Genomic DNA, 19592 nt, shown 5'->3' on the forward strand with positions numbered 1-19592 from the left:
GTGGGCAGATACACCCCATCTTGCCGTACCGCCAGCCCTGGGTGGAAACCCGTCGGTTCTGGTGGCTCCGACCTGGGGTTTCGTGGCCGGAGTGGCGGTACGTCGGTCAGTCCCGCGTCGCGGTGTCCCTGCGGCGGACGACCAGGAGGGTGCCGCCGCCGAGGATCAGCAGGGCCAGGGCGATGCCGCCGATCAGCGGGGTGACGCCCGAGCCGCCGGTCTCGGCGAGGTTGGTGTCCGGGTCCGGGTCCGTGCCCGTGCCGCCGACCGTGGCGGGGCTCGGCTCGCTCAGTGTCTGCGTCGCCTCGCCGCCCGTCGCGCTGCCCTGCGTCCGGCAGTCGAGGACGCCGGTGAAGCGCTGTTCGAAGCCGCCGGGGCCGCGGATCGTGAAGTCGTAGGAGCGGTCCTCCTGGAGCGGCACGGTCACCGTGCGGGTCTCGCCCGCCGCGATGGTGTGCTCGGCCCCCATCAGCCCGAACGTGAACGCCTCGTCGCCCTTGTTGACGGCAGTGATGTCCACGCCGCCCTCGGCGCAGTTCTTGGCGGCGGACAGCGCGGGTATCGCGCCCTGCTCCGCCCAGGTCGCGCTCGCCACCGCGGAGACCGTCGACTCGCTGGACCCGGCCAGGATCTGGGTCTGACTGCGGCTCTCGGCGGCGAAGGCACGCCCGACCGGGACGGTCGTGGAGGCCTGCACGGTCAGCGCGGCCGTGCCGGCCGGGGCGTCCTCGGGCACGTCGAAGTAGATCCGGCTGCCGTCGGCCGCGGAGGTGACGGCCTGGCCGTCCTGGTCGACGATCCGCACACCGCTCGTGGCCGAGTCGGCCGGCGGGGTCACGGTCACGCGGCGCGCGTCGGTGTGCACCGTGACCGGGCCGAGCAGTGCGCCGGGGCGGCCCGAGACCGCGGGCGGGTCGAGGGTGAGCGACGCCCGGGGCTCGCCCAGGTCGCGGGCGTGCTGGTGCAGATAGTCCGCGAGCCGCTCGGCCTGCGGGTCGACGGCCTCCACGTCGGCGTCGTCCGAGTAGCGCCAGATGGCCACCTGGGTGCCGGCCGCCGCGTCCTGCTCGGTGAGCCCGCCACTCACGCCCGCCTTCTTCGCCAGCGCCGCGAGATCGTTGACCTGCGGGTAGGAGTTCTGCAGGATCCAGCGGATCCGGCCCGCGTCCTCATTGACCCCCAGCGAGGTCCCGCTCCATGACGTCTCGCGGTACCTGGCGTCCTTCTGGGTGGGGTTGTGGATGTCGACGCAGTACGTCTGCAGGGTGCCGCCGCCCTCGACGGACATCTCGAACAGACCCGCCGACACCTCCTGGTCGCCGGCGTCGCCGTGGATCACCGCGGCGCCGTACGTCTTCAGGCCGTCTATCGTGGCGGTCGCTCCGCCCTGGCCCGGCGCCGTGCCGTCCGCGACGGCCCGGCCGGCGCCGGTCACCACAGCGGTGGCGGCCAGCGCGGAGACCGCCGTCACGGCGGCCAGACGCGCCGCGGCTCGCCCGGTCACGGAGCGCACGGAGAACGAGAAGAGCACCACATTTCCTTTCGAGCAGGACCCGTTGGTGTGGGGGGCACGGTCCCACCGGCAGAATCAGCAGCCTCAGAAGGCCTGTTCGGCATCCTAAGGATCACCGGCACCACGCCTTGCGGGGTTGCCGTCCGATCGCGGATCCGACTCGGAATCGTTATCGCCGGGACCGCGGGCGAGCTGGTCCTATCGACAAATCCACACGGGATCGTCCGATGCGGAAGCGCCGATACGCCGCACTTCGGTCAGTCGGGGCGGACGCGGGCTCCGCTGACGTCATGTCACCGCCGCGGGCTCCCGGTCCGGCCTGGCCGCCTCCGCCCCGCCGCTCGGCTCCTGCTCCATCCGCGACTGCGGCTGCGACCGCGACGGCAGCTGCGACTGCGGCTGCGGCTGCGGCTGCGGCTGCGGGTTGTTGGCGTCGTCGGCCGCCGGAGTCTCCCAGTCGGGCTCGGGACGCGGCGGAGAGACCGCCGGCGCGGACCGGTTGGCGCGCCGGAAGGCCGAGCAGCCGCGCGCCAGGTCATGACCGATCGCCACCGCGTCGATCTCCGCGGACGTCCGGCTCTGCCCCTCGCGCAGGTCCGTGCGCACCTTCAGCCGGCCCTGCACGACGACCGGATCGCCCACGCCCAGGGAGGACGCCGCGTTCGTGGCCAGCTGCCGGTTGGCCCACACCGTGAAGAAGCTGGTGTGGCCGTCCGTCCACGCGCTCTTCTCCCGGTCCCAGTAGCGCGCGGTCACCGCCAGCCGGAACCGCGCCGACGGGCCGTTCGTCAGCTGGCGGTAGACCGGCTGCGTCGCCACGTTGCCCACTGCGCAGACCATCGTCTCGTTCATCGTCGCCCACCCCTTCCCGCACGGTCCCGGCGCCCTTGCGGACGCCGACGCCGGGCGGATACGCCCACGGGCCCGTCCCGTGGGGCTGTGTCTGCCGCGTCCGCCGCATCCGTCGCGGCCGGCGCACAGCCAGACTGCCGCCGTCGGAGCCGGGCCCGCCGGGCCCTGTGGACCGCGCCCTGGGCTGTGGAGAACTCCGCCACTCGAACGAGTGAACCGCCCCGGGACTCCGGGACCGGGCCGCCCCACCCGGCCCGGAGCACCCGGGCCGCCGCCCCCTCCGCCCTCCTACCTGGCCCCCGCCCCCGTGACCCGCCCGTACTGCTCCCGCACCTCCCGGTACCGCAGCAGCTCCGCCGCCAGCGGATCCAGTACCCGGGCCCGGCCGCAGCCCGCCGCCGCCTCCCTCAATCGGCGTTCCGCCTCGTAGCCGTACCGGCGTGCCGGTCCGCGCGCCGCCATGCGGCAGCTCCACTCGATGACGGGACCGCCGACGATGCCGCACACCATCAGCAGCACCGGCACGCCCAGGTTCGGCGACATGGCCCCGAGGATCTGGCCCAGCAGCCACAGGCCGCCCACCACCTGAAGCAGTGTCATGGACGCCTGCGCCAGCACCGCCATCGGCCACCACCCGGGCCGTGGCGGGCGGCCCGGCGGCAGCCCCGCGCGCGCGGCCAGCTCGTCGAGCGCCTCGGGCAGTCCCTGGGAGCCGCGGACCGCCGCCTCACGCACCGCCTGTGCCCAGGGCGCGGGCAGCCCGGCCGACGCCCGGTCGGAGACCGTGCGCACCGCCTGCTCGACACGCTGACGGGCGGTGGCCTCCTCGTCGGCCTGGGCGCGCAGCGGTAGCCGTCCGGTGGGGGGTTCGCGCCGGTCGTGGTACCAGCGCCACAGCCGCAGCCAGGGGGTCCCGCAGGCGCGGTTGGCATTGCGCAGCCAGGCGCGTTCGGCGGCGTCCCCCGCCGCGGTGGCACCGACCGCGTCGGCGAGCCGCGCCGCGAACTCCTCGCGCGCCTCCTCGCTCAGCCCGGTCCGCTGTCCGGTGACGTAGACCGGCCGCAACCGCCAGGCGGCGGCGTCCACATCGGCCGAGATCCGCCGGGCCGGCGCGCTCCGGTCGGCGACGAACTGGCCCAGCGTCTCGCGCAGTTCACCCATGCCGTCCCCGGTGAGCGCGGACAGGGCGAGGACGGTGGCGCCCGGTTCGCCGTACTCGCCCAGCGCGATGCCGTCCTCGTCGAGCAGCCGCCGCAGATCGTCGAGGACCTGCTCGGCGGCCTCCCCGGGCAGCCGATCGATCTGGTTGAGGACGACGAAGGTGACCTCCGCATGGCCCGCCATGGGCCGCAGATAGCGCTCGTGGAGGACGGCGTCGGCGTACTTCTCCGGGTCCACGACCCAGATGACCGCGTCCACCAGGGCCAGGATGCGGTCCACCTGTTCGCGGTGCTGTACGGCCGCGGAGTCGTGGTCGGGCAGATCGACCAGGACCAGTCCGCGCAACTGCGACTCCGCGTCCGGGTGCTGCACGGGGCGGCGGCGCAGCCGGCCCGGGATGCCGAGCCGGTCCAGGAGGGTCGCCGCTCCGTCGCTCCAGCTGCACGCGATGGGTGCAGCGGTGGTGGGCCGGCGCACGCCGGTCTCCGAGATCGTCACCCCGGCGAGCGCGTTGAACAGCTGTGACTTGCCGCTGCCGGTGGCGCCGGCGATGGCGACGACGGTGTGCTGCCCGGAGAGTCTGCGGCGCGCAGTGGCCTCGTCGAGCACCCGGCCGGCTTCGGAGAGGGTCCTGCTGTCGAGCCGGGTGCGGGAGAGCCCCACCAGTTCGCGCAGTGCGTCCAGCCTGGCCCGGAGCGGCCCGTCGTAAGCGAGCGGGGTCACACCGCCGGAGGGGCTGTGCGGCCTGCTGCGCTCCGGCACGGGGTACGCCTCGAAACCGTCGGTCTCGTTCACCCGGCGGGCGATCAGTCCGTCGTCCCAGGCGCCCTCCTCGTCGTCCGCCCGGGTCGGGGCGCCGGCGGCCGTCGCGCGCGCGGGGGCGTTGCGGTCACGGTCGCGCGCGCGGAGGCCCGGTTCCCGGTCCCCCGGGAACCGCCCGTCGCGGTCCCGGTCCCGGTCCCGACCCCGGACGCGGTCACGGTCGCGACCTCGGCCGAGGTCACGGTCGCGGTCGTGGTCGCGGTCGCGGTCGCGCGGTCTGTCCCCGCCCCCGCCCCGCTCGCGGAGCTTGTCCCCGTCCCGTTCGCCGCCCGTCTCCCGGTCCCTGTCCCGGCCTCCGTCCCGCTCCCGGCCGCGTCCGCGGTCCAGGATGCGCCAGCGCTCCCGGGGCCACCGGCCTCGGGTTCCCGTCTCCCCGGTCCTTCCCTCCGCCCGCTCCCCGGCGTCCTCCCCGGGGTCGTCCTCACCGCGGGGCTGCTCCGCCCGCCCGGACGGGGAGCCGGCCTCCCCCTCCGGGGCGGCACCAGGACGTCCGTCGTCCCCGCGCGGGCGTCCGTTCCCGGCGGCGTCGTGTACACCCGCGTTCCCCGTGTGGTCGGTGTGCTCGGTGGGGTCCTCGTCAGTGACGGCGGTCACCGGTCACCTCTCCTTCTGCAGTACGGACAGGGCGGCGATGAGTTCGGCCTGGGGTTCGGGGTGGACTCCCAGCGCGTCGAGCGGGGCGAGCCGGCGCTCGCGTTCCCGGTGCATGATCCGGTCGACGTGTTCGGCGAGCAGGCGCCCGCCCCGGTCACGGAGCCGTAGCGCGCCGTGCGCACCGAGCCGCTCGGCGAGGCTCTCCCCGGCGGACCGGCCGCGGCGCCCGCCGAGCAGGGCGGCGGCGACCAGGGCGGCGATCACCTCGGGGTCGGGGGCGAGGCTCCGCTCCAGCTCGCGCACCTCGTCGTCCGCGTACTCCTCCAGCTCGCGCCGCCACCGCCGTACCGCCATCCCGATGCGGTGCTCGGCGTTCTCCGGCAGTCCGTCCCGGTCGGTCAGCCCCGGGGCCGTGCCGGCCGGCTCGCGCCGCCAGGCGTCGTCGACGCGCTCGTCGGCGGCGGTGACCGCGCACAGCAGCAGCGCGGTGAGGCTCTCCACCAGCGAGTCGAGGAGTTCCCCGGCGGCGCAGTCCAGCGGGAAGGCGCGCCACCGTTTCAGGGCGTCCCCGGCGAGCACGGCGCCGGCCTGCAGCCGTCCTCGCACGCGCGCGTGCTCGTTGTCGTAGGCGCGGTCCACGGCCGCGGTGAGCCGCAGCGCGGCGGCATACTGCGCGGCGGCGGCACCGGCCAGTTCGGGCATCCGGGCCCGAAGGGAGTCGAGGACGCCCTGGGCGGTACGGGCCACGACGTGTTCGCGGGCCGCGGGGTCCTGCGCCCGGTGCACGAGCCAGGTGCGCAGCGGGGCCACGGCGGTGGCCGGGAGCAGGCCGCCGCCCCAGGCCGACTCGGGCAGCTCGGGCACGGTGAACCGGGGGACATCGCCCAGGCCCGCCTTGGTGAGCAGGGCGCCGTACTGCCGGGACACCTCGGAGACCACCTGGTGGGGCACCCGGTCGAGCACGGTGATCAGGGTGGCGTGGTACTCCTTGGCGGTGCGCAGCAGATGCCACGGCACGGCGTCGGCGTAGCGGGCGGCGGTGGTGACCATGATCCAGATGTCGGCGGCGCAGATCAGCTCGGCGGCCAGGATCCGGTTCTCGGCGACCAGGGAGTCGATGTCGGGTGCGTCGAGCAGGGCGAGCCCGGGCGGCAGGGTGTCGGCGGTCTCGATGCGCAGCACGCGCGCGGGGCTCTCGCCGGGGAGCAGCAGGTCGTCGTCGGGTTCCTGCTGGGGCACCCACACGCGCGTGAGGTCGGGCAGCACCCGCATGCCGCTGAACCAGTGATGGTCCTCCGGATGGCAGACCAGGACGGGCGTGCGCGTGGTGGGCCGCAGCACGCCCGCCTCGCTGACCCGGCGGCCCACGAGTGAGTTCACGAGCGTGGACTTTCCGGCGCCGGTCGAGCCGCCCACGACGGCCAGCAGGGGTGCTTCAGGCTCCCTCAGCCGGGGCACCAGGTAGTCGTCGAGCTGCGCGAGGAGCTCGTCGCGGTTGGCACGCGCGCGTGGGGCCCCGGCCAGAGGCAGCGGGAAGCGTGCGGCCGCGACACGGTCGCGCAGGGCGGAGAGTGCGTCGAGCAGCTGAGGCCGTACGTCCAAGGTCACCACATGCGAAGAATGCCCAATTTCAGGGGAATTCTGAAGCATATAGGCATGCCTGCGCGCCGATCGGACAGAAGGGGCACAAGGGACGAGTGGGGCGGGATCGCAGTCGAGGCATAACGAGTGCACAACACCCGATGCGCGAGACGCCAAAAGCGATGCACGATTCGTACCTGCCTGCGATTATCAGGACCGCTTCACCGAACCTCCACATCGAGCCACGGAGGCGAAGCAGCAGGGTCAAGGAGCCGGGAGCCCTATCCTTGTCCCCGGCAACGTCACGGATCGGCCCACACCAGGGCACCCACGACAGAGGCCACCACACCAGGCCCCCGTAGCTCAGCGGATAGAGCAGGCGCCTTCTAAGCGCTTGGCCGCAGGTTCGAGTCCTGCCGGGGGCGCTCACTCTTGGGCCGGTCAGCCGCCCCGGCGACCGCCGCCGTGCGCTCCCCGCCCCCGGATGGGACCGGGCGCGGCCACGGATGGACCAGGGGCCGACCAGCCTGCGGCGCCCCGGCGTCTCCACCCCCTCGGCCGCATGAACGCCGTACGCACGGCGGGGAGTTCCGGCCTTCGCTCCTGCCCTGGGCAGATGACCAGGCCCAGCAGTCGTCAGGACGGGGTCGGGTCGCGGAGCAGCGGGCCGATCCCCACGATCGCAGACCCTCGCGGGCAGACTCGGGGCCGACGAGGTGAGGCCGAGGCCGAAGAAGCGGATGTCGCGTGGGAGTTCCTCGGCGTCGTCCATGAGCAGGGGTTGAGGGGGGACGGCCAGTCCAGCGTTCGAAAAGGGTGATCCTCACACTCCCGCCGTGACCCTCCATGATCCGCCGCGTTGAACGGACCGTGCGGCGGCGTCATCTGCTGCCGCTCCCCCCGAGTCAGAAGGAGAACGTGATGTCTCGCATCGCGAAGGCTGCCGGTGTCGCCCTCGGTACCGGCGCCGTGGTGATCAGCGGCGCCGGTGTGGCCATGGCCGACGCGGGCGCGAAGGGCGAGGCCGTGGGCTCGCCCGGCGTCCTGTCGGGCAACGTCCTGCAGGTGCCGGTGCACATCCCGGTCAACGTGTGCGGGAACACCGTCGACGTGGTCGGCCTGCTGAACCCGGCCTTCGGCAACGCCTGCGAAAACAACGGTGACGGCGGCGGCCTGCGGAGCGGCGGCCACGGCTACGGCTACGGCAGCTGACGCCTCTCGCCCCGTCAGGAGCCCCGGTGCCCGCGGCACCGGGGCTCCTCGCGTGGCGTCGGATCACGTCACGCGTATCGGTAGATGCCGCTGACGTCCTCCAGCTCGTCCGGCGTCACGTCCCACGGCGGCAGCCGCTCGTGCCGGGCGACGATCCGCCCGTCCTGCGCACTGCCCGGGGCGGGGGGTTCGGCCGGCAGATAGCGGGCGCCGGGGTGCCGGCGCTGCCAGCGGGTCCACTGCAGGTCGACGAAGGCGTGCACCATCCAGAACACCGGGTCGTTGACGGAGGCGCCGCCGACCATCGCGCCGCCGACCCAGCGGTGCACCCGGTTGTGGTTGCGCCAGGAGCTGCTGCCGCGGCCGCTGCCCCAGCCCTCCAGCTTGTTGCGGAACCCCTTGCCGGTCGTCGAGTCCCACGGCGCCGCGTCGTACCCGGAATCCTTCAGCGCCCACTCCAGATCGCTCGCGGTGGGCAGCTCGATCGGGTCGCGGGAGCGGCCGAGGTCCCGGGTGAGGTACTCGGTGTCGGTGACGTTCTCCTTGATCTCCCAGTTGCCCCCGGCATGGGCGAACGGCCCGGTCGTCACCCGGTGGTCGGAGGGCCGTCCGGTGCCGCCGAGGAGGTCGTCGGTCCAGGGTGCCGACGTCGTGCCGCGGTCCTTGGTCCAGTCCCAGTACGGCACGGTCACCGACGCGTCCACCCGCTGCAGCGCCTGTTCCAGGTCCAGCAGCAGCCGTCGGTGCCAGGGCAGGAAGGAGGGCGCCATGTGGGCGGTGCGCAGCCCGTCCTCGCCGTCGGAGACGTAGAAGTCGATGTGGATACGGACGAACTCGTCGTACTCGCCGCTGCGCTTGACCTCCAGCAGCGCCGCGACCAGTCGCCGCTTCTCGGCCCGGGTCAGCGTGCTGACGTCCTTACGCGTGTACGCCATGGTGGGCCGCCGCTCCTCCCTCGCGCAGGTGCTGTCCCGGGCCCAGCTCGTCGACGGCCGCGCGGGCCGCGTCGAGCGGAGTGGGGTACGAGCGGTAGTGGTCGACCATGGTGAGCCAGCTGCCGTCGGCGCGGCGCATCAGGTGCAGCGGCCGGCCGTCCACGGTCACGTGCCAGCTCCCGGCGCCCAGGGCCCGCCCGGCGGCGGAGCGGACGCCGCGGATCCGGCGGCCCCGGTAGGTCTCCTCGAAGACGACGCCCTCGTACCCGGCGCCGGAGCCGTCACCTGCGTGGTCGTCGGCGTCCGCCTCGGGCCCGAAGGGGCGGCAGCCGGCGGCCACGGGTGCGAACGCGGCGGCGAGTGCCGGGGCGAGCAGACGGCGCAGGGCGTCCCGGCGGGAACGTCCGGCGGGCCCGCCTCTCGCCGTCCCCGGTGCCGCTGCCGCGGTCCGCTCCGCGCGCCCGGTCGCCGCTGTGACCGCTGTGACCGCTGTGGTCACTGTGGTCGCTGTGGTCGCTGGAGCCGCTGTCGTCGATTCGTCCACGCCGCCGCCCATGACTCGCTCCTCGTCCGGTCCCGGTGATCCGTAGGGGATAACCGGCCGAAGGGCCCGGGGGTCACCGTGGACGGGGCCGGGCGGGCTCGGCGGACGCCCGGTGCGAGGGCCTCGCCGTCGGCCTACAGCCCCGGTGCGATGCCGAGACCGGCGGTGGGCACCGTCTGCACCACCGGTGCCAGCACGCCGGCCTGCGGCAGCCGGGCCTCCGGCAGACCGAACGCGCCGGCGTCGGGCGCGCTGAGCGGGGCGTCCGCGGACAGCCCCGGGGCGAGCGTGCGCAGTTCGGAGGCGTGCGCATCGACGCCGACGTGGTCGAAGCCGCTGCCGATGAGGTGCGGCAGCGGCTGGCGCAGGTCAGCGCCGGGCAGCCCGCCGTGCACGGGCAGCTGCGGAAGGGTCCGCTCCGGCAGCAGCCGGCCCTCGACGTACCGGGGGCCCTCGGGCGCGCCCGGCTTCGGCACCGGCAGCTCGCCGCCGACCTCGGGCAGTTCCATACCGAGCGCCTTCTCGGCACCGTCCAGCGGCACCGGCACGGGGACCGCGGCGGCGGGGGTCGCGGCGACGCCCACCGCGGCGGCGACCCCTGTGACGACGGCGGCCAGGGTTCCTCGGGTGGTCGGCTTCATGTCAGGCACGGTCCCTTCGGGAGGTGGGGGGAGACTTGGGAGATGCGGGGTGTGGGAAGGGGCGATACTCGGAGCGCCATGCGTAACGATTCCGGGACTGCCCGGAGCACAGGATTCCCCCGAGTGCCGCAGTAGTACGACGGTCAGCCGGTCCAGAAGTCCCACCAGCGCGTCAGTACGAGCATGCCGACGACACCGATGTGGAGAAGCGGGAGCACCCAGGTGAATTCGTCGAGGAAGATGCGCAGTCGGCGCGGCGCGGGCAGGAACGCGTTCCGTACGGCGAAGGACGCCGTGTACCAGAACATGACGATGGTGGCGGCCCAGGCCAGACAGCACCACAGGCACAGGGCGTCGATCCGGTACAGCGACTCGAACTGCAGCCAGCTGACGAACCCGACGCCGAACAGGCAGCCCGCGGCGAGGGCGAGCCAAAACCAGCGCGGGAACCGGGCGCCGGCCAGCAGGCTCACCCCGACGCAGCCGACGACGGCGTATGCGACCAGGCCGAGCATCGGGTTGGGGAACCCGAAGACCCTGGCCTGGTCGCTCTCCATGACGCTGCCGCAGGACACCACCGGGTTCAGGCTGCAGCCCGGCACGAAGTCCGGGTCCTCGAGCAGCTTGAACTCGTCGAGGGTGATCATCCACGAGGCGAGCAGTCCGACCGCCCCCGTGATCACCAGCAGCAGGGCGAGACCGGGGCCGGAACCCGCGGTCCGCGCGCGGCCTGGGGACAGGTCAGCCCCCCAGCGGGAGGCCGCCGAGCAGGCTGCCCGCGGCGTTCAGCCGCTCGGTCGCGCCCTTGACGGTGTGCAGCGCCGAGTCCTTGTTCTCGGTGTCGAGCGCGTCCGACTGCTGCTGCAGCGGCATGACGTCGACGGGGCCCTTGGTGAGCGTGTTCACGGCGCCGTTGAGGCTGGTGGGTGTGAGGTCTGCGGTGTCGTAGGCGAACGCGGGCGCGGCGGCTCCGGCGGCGGCGAGGGATCCGGCAACGACAGCGGCAGCCTTCAGGGACTTCATCGTGTTCCTCTCTTCGGCAACACATGTCACCACAGGGAATTCTGACGCCGTGCCTAACGAACTCCCTCAGGAACAGGAAACTCCGTGCGTCGAAGAATTCCTCCCCGCCGTCGTCGGGATCCGGGCGGCATGAGAAATCCTCATATGAGAACTCCGAGGAGATCTCATATGAGGAAACGGGGCGCCCTTTGCGGGAGCGCCGACGGCCGGAAGGCGGAGGACGCCGGCCCCGCGTCAGCTCGCAGGCAGCGCGGTGCTCGACGCGGTGGACAGTACGGGTAGCGAGGGCAGTGCGGGAAGCGCGGGCAGTGCGGGAAGCGCGGGCAGTGCGGGAAGCGCGGGAAGCCCGGCCAGCTGGGCGGCGATGAGGTTGAGCAGGCCGGTCACCATGCTGTCGACGGCCGGGACCACCTGGTCGACGCTGCCGGCGGTGATGGCCGTGATCAGCGCGTCGATCTGCTCCTGCAGAGCGTCCAGTGCGTCGGTGGTCGGATCGGCGGCCGGGACCGCGGCGTCGTCGGCCGCAGTGGCCGAATCGGCCGGGGTGGCCTGGTCGACGGGGGCCGGCAGCGTGACCGGTGCGGGATCCGTCGGCAGCATCACGATCGGCTGCTCCGGCAGGGTGACCCCGGTTGCGGTGGTGTCCAGGTCGGCGGCCTCCACCTGGGCCAGGGCCTCCTCGACCGCGGCGCCGAGCTCGTCCGCCTCGGCGGTGGAGAGCAGGCCGTCGTCGGTCGCGAGCACGGCGTCCAGCAGGTCGGTCGCGGGTTCGAGCACCTCGTCCAGATCACCCAGGCCGTCGGCCTGGCCGCGTAGTTGGTCGAGCTGAGGCAGCTGTTCCAGGGACGCCGCGAGGGTGCGCTCCCGGGCCGGTTCGCCGTCGGCCGCCAGTGCCGCCGGCCCGGAGATGCCGAGCACAAGGCCGGCACAGAGTACGGAGATGGCGATTCGCCGTGCGGGCAGGGGCATGGCGGGTTCCCTTCGGTGGTGCGTCGGATCATGTGCTGCCCACCGTGAGAGGGGTTGTCGCACTCTGCAACCGATCGAGTGCGGTCCGCGTCCTTCCAGGTCCACCGGCGGCGCCGGTCGCCGCTGGTGGGACGGGTTGTCAAGGTCCGTACAGCGTGTCGGGGCCGCACCGCCCGTTCGGGGCACGGCACCAATCCGCCCGCCCGGCAAGGGCACAGCGGACCGGCCGCCCGCTCGCGGAGGAAACCGCGGCGCGGACGGCCGGTACCGATGCGGAGCCGACGTCAGCCGTGCGGGACGTCAGTCGTTCTTGCACTCGTTGCCGAACGCCGGGTTCAGCAGACCGATGATGTTGACGGTGTTGCCGCAGACGTTGACCGGAACGTGGACCGGAACCTGCAGCACGTTGCCCGACAGCACGCCCGGGGAGTGGGCGGCGGCGGCCTGCGCGCCGCTGTCGGCGACGGCGACACCGGCGGTGCCCGTCACCGCGGCGGCGGCGACGGAGGTCAGGGCCAGACCCTTCGCAATACGCGACATTGAGAGGTGCTCCTTGGGGTTGACACAAACATCCGGGCGGGTGCCCGGCGCAGTGTCAACGCGCCACGTACGCGGGAGTTGTGCCGCCAAAGGAGTGATCTCCGAACGGTCCCCGGGCGATCTCGGGAGGCACGGTCGGCACAGCACTCTTCACCAATCCGACACACATACCCGGTTTCTCCGGATTAGTACGGATAGCAGCTAGAGTCCCCACCATCCGACGCACCCCCGTGCACCGCCGCGGGACGGCTGTCTGTGACCAGCCGGCCGTCCTGCTCGTTTCCCTGCGGGACGCGGTGTGCGCCGGCGTGCGCCGCGGCGCCGCCGTCGCTCAGCCGTGAGGCGCGTTCCCGCCCCGTCCCGAGCGTCACCCGTGAGCGAGGAAACCGCGCATGCACCTGTCACCCAGGGCCTTTCGGCCACGGGTTCTGCAAATCACCCAACCGGTGGACGGCGGAGTCGCCCGTGTGGTTGCGGATCTGACGCGGGCCCAGCTCGCCGCGGACCTGGCGGTCACCGTCGCCTGCCCGGACGGGTTCCTGGCCGGGACACTGCGGTCGCTCGGGGCGGAGGTACGGCCCTGGCCCGCGGGACGTGCTCCCGGCCCCGCGCTCGCCTCGGAGGTAGCGCGCCTGGCCCGGATCGTCACGGACGTGCGGCCGGACGTCGTGCATGCGCACAGCGCGAAGGCCGGCCTCGCCGCGCGGCTGGCCGTACGGGGGCGGATCCCGACCGTCTTCCAGCCGCACGCCTGGTCGTTCGAGGCGGTGAACGGGGTCATGGCGGCCCTCGCACGAGGCTGGGAGCGCCGGGCGGCGCGGTGGACGGGGCGGGTGGTGTGCGTGAGCCAGGCGGAGCGGCGGCGGGGGGAGCGGGCCGGGATCCGGGCGCGCTGGTCGGTGATCCCGAACGGCGTCGCCCCGGACCGGTTCCGTCCGGCCGCCGGGACCGACCACCGCACGGACCCCGGCTCCGACGCCGTACGGTCACGGCTCCTGGCCGGTGTCGCCCCGGGCGCGCCGGTGGTGGTGTGCGTGGGGCGGCTGTGCCGGCAGAAGGGGCAGGACGTGCTGCTCGCGGCCTGGGAACGGGTGCGCGGTCAGGTCCCGGAGGCCCGCCTGGTGCTGGTCGGCGACGGCCCGGACCGTGCCCGGCTGCGCTCCCTGGCCCCCGAGTCCGTGCTGTTCGCAGGGCCCGTCGCGGAGGCCGCTCCCTGGTACCGGGCCGCCGATCTGGTGGTCCTGCCGTCCCGCTGGGAGGGCATGGCGCTGGCCCCGCTGGAGGCGATGGCCTGCGGCCGGCCCGTGCTGGTGACGGACGTCGACGGCGCCCGCGAGGCGCTGCCGCCCACGCTCGCCGCCCGCTGCCTGGTGCCCCCGGAGGACCCGGCGGCGCTCGCCGACCATGCCGCCGCGCTGCTGCTCGACCCGCCGGCCCGCGAGGCGATGGGCCGTCAGGGACGGGCGCATGTGCTGGCCACACACGACGTACGGCACACGGCCGCGGCCGTCACGGCGGTGTACCGAGAACTCCTCGGCGTCGGCCCGGCCGCCGGGGTGCCGTCCGCCCGGCCCACCGAGACCACCGAGGCCATCGACACCACCGAGGCCGAGGCCATCGAATACAGGGAGTCCAGCCACCCGTGACCGCGGAAAGCACCGTCCCCAGCCCCGCCGGACAGCCCCGGGACCTCCGCACCGCAGCGGCCGCCGGCGCCACGGCCACCGCCGCCACCGGGCAGCAACGCCCGCCGGGCGCCTCCCCCGTCTCCGTCCTGCCGCCCCGCACCGGCGGACCCCGCGCCCGCCCCCCGGCAGGGCGTCCTCCGGCCCGGCCCGCGCCCTCCGCGCTTCCGCTGCTCGTCGCCGACGGCACGGCGGCGACGACGGGTGCCCTTGCGCTCACCGGGGCCCCGTACCGCCCCGAGCTCGCCGTTCTGCTGGTGGCCGCCGCGCTGTTGTTGCGCCCGCCGGTACCGGCCCGGCGGCTGCCCGCCCTGCTCGACGAACTCCCCGCCGTCCTGGGCCGGATCGCGGTGGTCTGGCTGGCGCTGGCAGCGCTCACAGCGGCGTACGACCCACAGCACGCGCTGTCGGCGCGCACCCTGCTGCTGGGTCTTGCGCTGCACGCGGCGGCGAGCTGCGCCGCCCGCGGCACGGTGCACGGGTGGCGGCGCACGGCACTGGCCCAGCGTCCGTGCGCCGCGCTGGTGGTCGGGCCCGCGGCGACCGCGCAGCGCGTGGCCGCGGCGGTGCTGCGGGATCCGCGCTGCGGAGTGCGGCCGGTCGGAGTCGTCGCCGACGATCCGGACGGCGCCGAGGGGCTGCCGGTGCTGACCACCGGCGAGGAGGTGCAGCGCGCCATCGTCCAGAACGGTGTGCGGGACGTGCTGGTGGTGCGTCCCCCGGCACGGGCCGGGCGGGCTCCGCTGCCACGGGCGCTGGCCGAGTCCGGCTGCACGGTGTGGGAGATCGACGCGGAACCCGCCCCCACCGGTCCGTACGGCGACCGGCTCGCCGGGTTCCCCTGCCGCAGGCCGGCGCCCCTGGGACGCGGCCCCGCGGGCACCGCGGGCAAGCGGGTGCTGGATGTGCTGGCCTCCGGCGTGCTGCTGCTGCTGACCGGTCCCCTGCTGCTGGCCTGCGCGACCGTGCTGCGGATCAGCAGCGGACCGGGGGTGGTGTTCAAGCAGGAGCGGATCGGCGCGGGCGGACGGCCGTTCACCCTGCTGAAGTTCCGCACCCACCGCCCGGCCGACGCGCACGAGTCGGCGACCCGCTGGAGCGTGGCGGACGAGCAGCGGATGCCGTGGTTCTGCCGCTTTCTGCGCCGCACCTCGCTGGACGAGCTGCTGCAGCTGTGGAACGTCTTCCGGGGCGACATGAGCCTGGTCGGCCCGCGCCCGGAACGCCCCTACTTCGTCGACCGGTTCAGCCAGGCCCACCCCGGCTACGCCGCCCGCCACCGGATGCCTGTCGGCATCACCGGCCTGGCCCAGATCCACGGGCTGCGCGGCGACACCTCGATCGAGGACCGGGCCCGGCTCGACAACGCCTACATCGACGACTGGTCGCTGTGGCAGGACGTGTGCATCCTGCTGCGCACGGCCGTGTCGCTGGTGCGTCCGACGGGGAGCTGAGCGATGAGCCTCGCTCTGCCCCGGCCGGCGGTGCGCGCGCGGAGCCTGCCGCCCGCCGCCGCCGTCGTCGCCGTGATCTGCGTGCTGGCGCTGCCCGTGGCGGCGGGCGGCGACGGCGAGGGCGGCGCCCATCCCGCCGACGCGGTCTCCGCGCTGGTGGTGCTCTACTGCGCGCTCCGCCTGGTCCGGGACCGGCGCCGTCCGCTGCCCCCCGCCACGGCCGTGCTGCTGGGCCTGCCGGTGGCGGGCCTGGCGTTCGCCGCCGTGGGCGCGGTGTCGCCGGAGGCCGGGCTGACCGGCCTCGGCCGCTACCTCCAGGTGTTCGTGCTCGTCCCGGCGGCCGTGCTGCTGCTGGTCCGGGCGCGGCGCGACGTCCGGCTGCTGGCCTGGTCCACGGTGGCGCTGGCGCTGTGGCAGGGGGCGGTGGGCGTGCACCAGTACGTCACCGGGACCGGCGCCTCGTACCAGGGCGAACGGATCCGGGCCGTGGGCACGTTCGGGCCGCAGGACGTGATGGCGATGGCAACGGTGGTCGCGCTGGGGCTGGTGTGCGCGCTCGGGCTGGCGCTGGGCCGTACCGCGCCACGGCGGCGGCTGCTCGCCGCGGGCTGTGCGCTGGCACTGCTGCTGCCGCTGGCGCTGTCCTTCAGCCGCGGGGCGTGGATCGCCACGGCGGTGACCTGCACGGCACAGCTGCTCCTCGCCGGGGTCCGGCGGGCGCTCGCGGTCGGGGCGGCGGTGGTCGCGGCCGGGGTGGTGCTGGTCGGCGGGTTCGGGCTCGGAACGGCGCTGCTGCAGGAGCGCGTGGGCAGCATCACCCAGGTCGCCGACGCCCCCGACCAGTCGGTGACCGACCGGTACGCGATGTGGTCCGCCGCCGTCGGCATGTGGCGCGAGCAGCCGCTGACCGGCGTGGGCCTCAAGGGCTTCCGCGAGCACCGGGACGCGCACGCCTCGGTGGCCCTCAGCTCCGGCAGCGAGACCGACGGCGCCGGCGCCGGGTACGTCAAGCAGCCGCTGCTGTCTCCGCACAACATGTATCTGCTGGTCCTCGCCGAGCAGGGGCTGATCGGGCTGCTGGCGCTGGCCGGGGGCTGGCTGGCGCTGCTCGTCCTCGCCCTGCGGAGAGCGGGCCGCTCCGGGTCCGACTGCGGGCTGATCGCCTGCGGTCTGCTGGTGTGGCAGCTGACGAACTTCGCATACGCCGACATCGGCGGGCCCACGACGGTCCTGACCGCCGTGTCCCTCGGGCTGGCGCTCTGGTGGGCGCTCGGGTCCGGTGCCGAGGAGGGTGGCCGGCGATGACCACGACCCCGCCGCCCGCAACGGACGGCGCGCCGACCGTGCCGCGCACCCGGACCACCGCCCCGTCCGTACCGCCGGACGAGACGGCACCGGGCGAGCCCACAGACCCGGCACCGGGCGAGCCCACGGACCCGCCACCACACGAGCCGACGAACCCGGCACCGGACGCCACACCGAACAGGGCACCGATCCAACCCGTGGACCGGGCACCGGGCGAGCCGACGGACCCGGTAGCCGACGGGCCCACAGACCCGGCGCCGGGCGAGTCGGTGGGCCGGGCAGGGGGCGGGGACGCGGGGCGGAAGGACGGGGCCGCTCGGCCGGGTCGTGGGTTCCTCGCCAGGGCCACCGCGCTCACGGCCGCGCTGTCGGTGGCCGGGTCGGTGCTCGGGCTGGCCCGGGACCAGGCGCTGGCGCGGCTGTTCGGCGCCGGGAGCGAGACGGACGCGTTCCTGGTGGCGTGGACGGTGCCGGAGTTCGCGGCGACGCTGCTCATCGAGGACGGGCTGGCCTTCGCGCTGATCCCGATGTTCAGCCTGGCCCTGGCCCGCCGCGCGCGGGGCAGCGCCGGCGACCCGGTCCGCTCGCTGGTCGCCGCCACCCTGCCCCGGCTGCTGCTGGCCTTCGCCGCGGTCGCCGCGCTGGTCGTGGCCGGCGCAGGACCGCTGGTCCGGGCCCTGGCGCCGGGGCTGCCCGACCACGCCCTGGCGGTGGACTGCACCCGGATCACCGCGACCTGCGTGGTGAGCTTCGGGCTCGCCGGGTACTGCAGCGCGGCGCTGCGCGCCCATCGCCGGTTCCTGGCGCCCGCCGCGATCTACGTCGCCTACAACACCGGCATCGTCGCCACCATGTTCGTTCTCGGCAGCCGGCTCGGAGTGCGCGCGGCGGCGGTCGGGGTCGCGGTCGGCGGTTGTCTGATGGTGGCCGCCCAGCTGCCGTCGCTGCTGGGGCGGTTGCGCGGGCGGCGGGAGAGCGCCGCACAGCTGCCCGCGGCCGACGACGGGGCCTCGGCGCGTCCGCTCGCCCTCGCCCTGTTCACCACCGTCCTGCTGTTCGCGCTGTGCCGCCAGTCCCAGGTGCTCATCGAGCGGTTCCTCGCCTCCGGCCTGCCGGCCGGGGCGATCTCGCACCTGAACTACGCGCAGAAGGTGGCGCAGATCCCGATGACGCTGTCGCTGATGCTGTGCACGGTCACCTTCCCGGTGGTGGCGCGGGCGCTGGCCGAGGGCGACACCGGCCGCGCGCGCGAGCGCGTGGAGCGGGACGTGGCCCTCGCCGCCGGCCTGGTGCTGCTGGGTGCGGCCACGGTGATCGCCTGTGCCCCGCAGATCATCGCCCTGCTCTTCCAGCGGGGCGCGTTCACCGCCGCGGACACCGCGGCGACGGCCGCCGTGATGCGGGTGTACGCGCTCGGGCTGCTCGGGCAGACGGTGGTGGGCGCGCTGGCCCGCTCCTACTTCTCGGCGGGCCGGGCCAGTTGGTACCCGCTGGGCGCGATGGCGGTCGGCATCGCCGCCACCGCCGGAATCGGCGGGGCCACGGTGGGCGTCTGGGGCGTGAGCGGCATCGCCGCCGCCAACGCCGCCGGGATCACCGTCACCGCCGCTCTGCTGCTCGCCGGGATGGGGCCGCGGAGCGTCCCGGTCCGGGTCCGGCGGGTGCTGGGCGAGCTGGGCAGGCCGGTGCTGGCGGCGTGCGGGGCGACGGCGGCCGGCGCCCTGGCCGCGGCCCGGTCCGGCCCGCCCGCGCTCGCGCTCGCCGCCGGCGCGGCGACCGTCGCCGGTGTCTTCGTCCTGCTCGGCCTGGCCCTGCGCGTCCAGGGCGTCGCCCAGGCCCTCCGAGCCCTGGGCACGCTAGCCCTCCGCATCCGCTCCACCCGCTCCGTTCGCTCCACCCGCTCCACCCGCTCCGTTCGCTCCATCCGATCCGTCCGTTCCGCCCGCTCCATCCATTCCCCTCGATCCGTTCGTCCCGTCACACGAAGGCACCCGCATGGCCGTTCCCGCAAGCTCCGTTGACGCCTCCTCCGGCACGGGCACCCGCACCGGGCCCGCGCCCTGGGTGGCGATGTACCACTCCGTCGGCGACCGCTCGGACGACCCGTACCGCATCACGGTCACCCCCGACCGGCTGGACGCACAGCTCGCCTGGCTGCGCCGGCACGGGCTGCGCGGCGTGTCCGTGGCCACCCTGCTGACCGCGCGCGCCCGCGGTGAGGGCCGCGGTCTGGTCGGCCTGACCTTCGACGACGGGTACGCCGACTTCGTCGAGCACGCCCTGCCCCGGCTGCGCCACTGGGGCTGCGGCGCCACCCTGTTCGTACTGCCGGGGCGGCTGGGCGGCGACAACGCCTGGGATCCGCTGGGCCCGCGCAAGCCGCTGCTGACCGCCGAGGGCATCCTGCACGCCGCCACCGAGGGCATCGAGATCGGCTCGCACGGTCTCACCCACGTCGACCTCACCCGGGCCGACGACCTGACGCTGAAGGCCGAGACCGTGGAGAGCCGGGTGGCGCTGCAGGAGCTGACCGGCGCCCCGGTCGGCGGCTTCTGCTACCCGTACGGCACCGTCGACCCGCGCGCCGTCCAGGCCGTCCGCGACGCCGGCTACACCTACGCCTGCGCCATCGACCCCGGTCCGCTCACCGGGCCGCACGCGCTGCCGCGAGTGCATGTCGGCCAGCGGGACGGGGCCGTGCGGCTGCTGCTCAAGACGCGGCTGCACCGGCTGCGCCGGCGGCCGGTGGAGGGGGTGTGAC

General features: G+C 74.7%; 17 protein-coding genes and 1 tRNA gene. 7 read left to right on the forward strand and 11 right to left on the reverse strand.

Annotated features, from left to right (window positions below; all coding sequences use genetic code 11):
- Positions 1–106 precede the first annotated feature (106 nt).
- The 4 genes from V5O46_RS13690 to V5O46_RS13705 all read right to left on the reverse strand — a co-directional run bounded on the left by V5O46_RS13690 (position 107) and on the right by V5O46_RS13705 (position 6553).
- Positions 107–1531, reverse strand: coding sequence for a TQXA domain-containing protein (locus V5O46_RS13690; protein WP_332884846.1), 1425 nt, complete (start codon positions 1529–1531; stop codon positions 107–109).
- A gap of 270 nt (positions 1532–1801) precedes the next feature.
- Positions 1802–2365 (reverse strand): single-stranded DNA-binding protein, encoded by a 564-nt coding sequence (locus V5O46_RS13695; RefSeq protein WP_332884847.1) that lies wholly within the window; start codon positions 2363–2365, stop codon positions 1802–1804.
- Between the two features lie 288 nt (positions 2366–2653).
- Positions 2654–4942 carry a YfjP family GTPase gene (locus V5O46_RS13700; protein ID WP_332884848.1) on the reverse strand — a complete coding sequence of 763 codons (2289 nt, stop codon included), beginning with the start codon at positions 4940–4942 and terminating at the stop codon, positions 2654–2656.
- A gap of 3 nt (positions 4943–4945) precedes the next feature.
- A complete protein-coding gene (locus V5O46_RS13705; protein WP_332884849.1) occupies positions 4946–6553 on the reverse strand; it encodes a dynamin family protein in 1608 nt (535 codons plus the stop codon).
- 322 nt (positions 6554–6875) lie between these two features.
- Between V5O46_RS13705 and V5O46_RS13710 the strand changes: the two genes are divergently transcribed.
- Together V5O46_RS13710 and V5O46_RS13715 are read left to right on the forward strand one after the other, a co-directional pair.
- Positions 6876–6948: transfer RNA gene (locus tag V5O46_RS13710), tRNA-Arg, on the forward strand.
- A 496-nt stretch (positions 6949–7444) separates the two neighbouring features.
- Positions 7445–7735, forward strand: a complete 291-nt coding sequence (locus V5O46_RS13715; protein ID WP_332884850.1) for a chaplin — start codon at positions 7445–7447, stop codon at positions 7733–7735.
- 68 nt (positions 7736–7803) lie between these two features.
- On the opposite strand, the gene V5O46_RS13720 is transcribed toward V5O46_RS13715, so the two are convergent.
- The 7 genes from V5O46_RS13720 to chpG all read right to left on the reverse strand — a co-directional run bounded on the left by V5O46_RS13720 (position 7804) and on the right by chpG (position 12387).
- Positions 7804–8670 (reverse strand): tyrosinase family protein, encoded by an 867-nt coding sequence (locus V5O46_RS13720; protein WP_332884851.1) that lies wholly within the window; start codon positions 8668–8670, stop codon positions 7804–7806.
- Complete coding sequence (locus V5O46_RS13725) at positions 8654–9169, reverse strand: tyrosinase family oxidase copper chaperone (RefSeq protein WP_408648988.1); 516 nt, start codon at positions 9167–9169, stop codon at positions 8654–8656. Before V5O46_RS13725 ends, V5O46_RS13720 begins: the two co-directional genes overlap by 17 nt.
- Before the next feature lie 179 nt (positions 9170–9348).
- Positions 9349–9855, reverse strand: a complete 507-nt coding sequence (locus V5O46_RS13730; RefSeq protein ID WP_332884852.1) for a hypothetical protein — start codon at positions 9853–9855, stop codon at positions 9349–9351.
- A 143-nt stretch (positions 9856–9998) separates the two neighbouring features.
- Positions 9999–10595 carry a vitamin K epoxide reductase family protein gene (locus V5O46_RS13735; protein WP_332884972.1) on the reverse strand — a complete coding sequence of 199 codons (597 nt, stop codon included), beginning with the start codon at positions 10593–10595 and terminating at the stop codon, positions 9999–10001.
- Between the two features lies 1 nt (position 10596).
- Complete coding sequence (locus V5O46_RS13740) at positions 10597–10878, reverse strand: hypothetical protein (RefSeq protein ID WP_332884853.1); 282 nt, start codon at positions 10876–10878, stop codon at positions 10597–10599.
- A 234-nt stretch (positions 10879–11112) separates the two neighbouring features.
- Positions 11113–11847: a hypothetical protein gene (locus V5O46_RS13745; protein WP_332884854.1), complete on the reverse strand. Its 735-nt coding sequence runs from the start codon at positions 11845–11847 to the stop codon at positions 11113–11115.
- A gap of 300 nt (positions 11848–12147) precedes the next feature.
- Positions 12148–12387: a chaplin ChpG gene (gene chpG, locus V5O46_RS13750; RefSeq protein ID WP_332884855.1), complete on the reverse strand. Its 240-nt coding sequence runs from the start codon at positions 12385–12387 to the stop codon at positions 12148–12150.
- 392 nt (positions 12388–12779) lie between these two features.
- On the opposite strand from chpG, the gene V5O46_RS13755 reads away from it, so the two are divergent.
- Genes V5O46_RS13755 through V5O46_RS13775 form a run of 5 tightly spaced genes read left to right on the forward strand, consistent with a single transcriptional unit; the run spans position 12780 to position 19591 of the window.
- Complete coding sequence (locus tag V5O46_RS13755; RefSeq protein WP_332884856.1) at positions 12780–14033, forward strand: glycosyltransferase; 1254 nt, start codon at positions 12780–12782, stop codon at positions 14031–14033.
- Positions 14030–15526 (forward strand): exopolysaccharide biosynthesis polyprenyl glycosylphosphotransferase, encoded by a 1497-nt coding sequence (locus tag V5O46_RS13760; protein WP_332884857.1) that lies wholly within the window; start codon positions 14030–14032, stop codon positions 15524–15526. Before V5O46_RS13755 ends, V5O46_RS13760 begins: the two co-directional genes overlap by 4 nt.
- Before the next feature lie 3 nt (positions 15527–15529).
- Positions 15530–16831, forward strand: a complete 1302-nt coding sequence (locus tag V5O46_RS13765; protein ID WP_332884858.1) for an O-antigen ligase family protein — start codon at positions 15530–15532, stop codon at positions 16829–16831.
- Positions 16828–18852, forward strand: a complete 2025-nt coding sequence (locus tag V5O46_RS13770; RefSeq protein WP_332884859.1) for a lipid II flippase MurJ — start codon at positions 16828–16830, stop codon at positions 18850–18852. Before V5O46_RS13765 ends, V5O46_RS13770 begins: the two co-directional genes overlap by 4 nt.
- Entirely contained in the window at positions 18827–19591 is a 765-nt protein-coding gene (locus V5O46_RS13775; RefSeq protein ID WP_332884860.1) for a polysaccharide deacetylase family protein, read from the forward strand. The genes V5O46_RS13770 and V5O46_RS13775 overlap by 26 nt, the downstream gene beginning before the upstream one ends.
- Position 19592 lies beyond the last annotated feature (1 nt).

It is taken from the genome of Streptomyces poriticola, from assembly GCF_036689765.1.
GTDB classification, from domain to species: domain Bacteria; phylum Actinomycetota; class Actinomycetes; order Streptomycetales; family Streptomycetaceae; genus Streptomyces; species Streptomyces poriticola.

Bases quoted from the DNA above. Each gene is read 5' to 3' on its own strand.
- V5O46_RS13695 (WP_332884847.1), bottom strand. From the start codon at position 2,365: ATGAACGAGACGATGGTCTGCGCAGTGGGCAACGTGGCGACGCAGCCG.
- V5O46_RS13715 (WP_332884850.1), top strand. From the start codon at position 7,445: ATGTCTCGCATCGCGAAGGCTGCCGGTGTCGCCCTCGGTACCGGCGCC.
- V5O46_RS13720 (WP_332884851.1), bottom strand. From the start codon at position 8,670: ATGGCGTACACGCGTAAGGACGTCAGCACGCTGACCCGGGCCGAGAAG.
- V5O46_RS13730 (WP_332884852.1), bottom strand. From the start codon at position 9,855: ATGAAGCCGACCACCCGAGGAACCCTGGCCGCCGTCGTCACAGGGGTC.
- V5O46_RS13740 (WP_332884853.1), bottom strand. From the start codon at position 10,878: ATGAAGTCCCTGAAGGCTGCCGCTGTCGTTGCCGGATCCCTCGCCGCC.
- V5O46_RS13745 (WP_332884854.1), bottom strand. From the start codon at position 11,847: ATGCCCCTGCCCGCACGGCGAATCGCCATCTCCGTACTCTGTGCCGGC.
- chpG (WP_332884855.1), bottom strand. From the start codon at position 12,387: ATGTCGCGTATTGCGAAGGGTCTGGCCCTGACCTCCGTCGCCGCCGCC.
- V5O46_RS13755 (WP_332884856.1), top strand. From the start codon at position 12,780: ATGCACCTGTCACCCAGGGCCTTTCGGCCACGGGTTCTGCAAATCACC.
- V5O46_RS13765 (WP_332884858.1), top strand. From the start codon at position 15,530: ATGAGCCTCGCTCTGCCCCGGCCGGCGGTGCGCGCGCGGAGCCTGCCG.
- V5O46_RS13770 (WP_332884859.1), top strand. From the start codon at position 16,828: ATGACCACGACCCCGCCGCCCGCAACGGACGGCGCGCCGACCGTGCCG.
- V5O46_RS13775 (WP_332884860.1), top strand. From the start codon at position 18,827: ATGGCCGTTCCCGCAAGCTCCGTTGACGCCTCCTCCGGCACGGGCACC.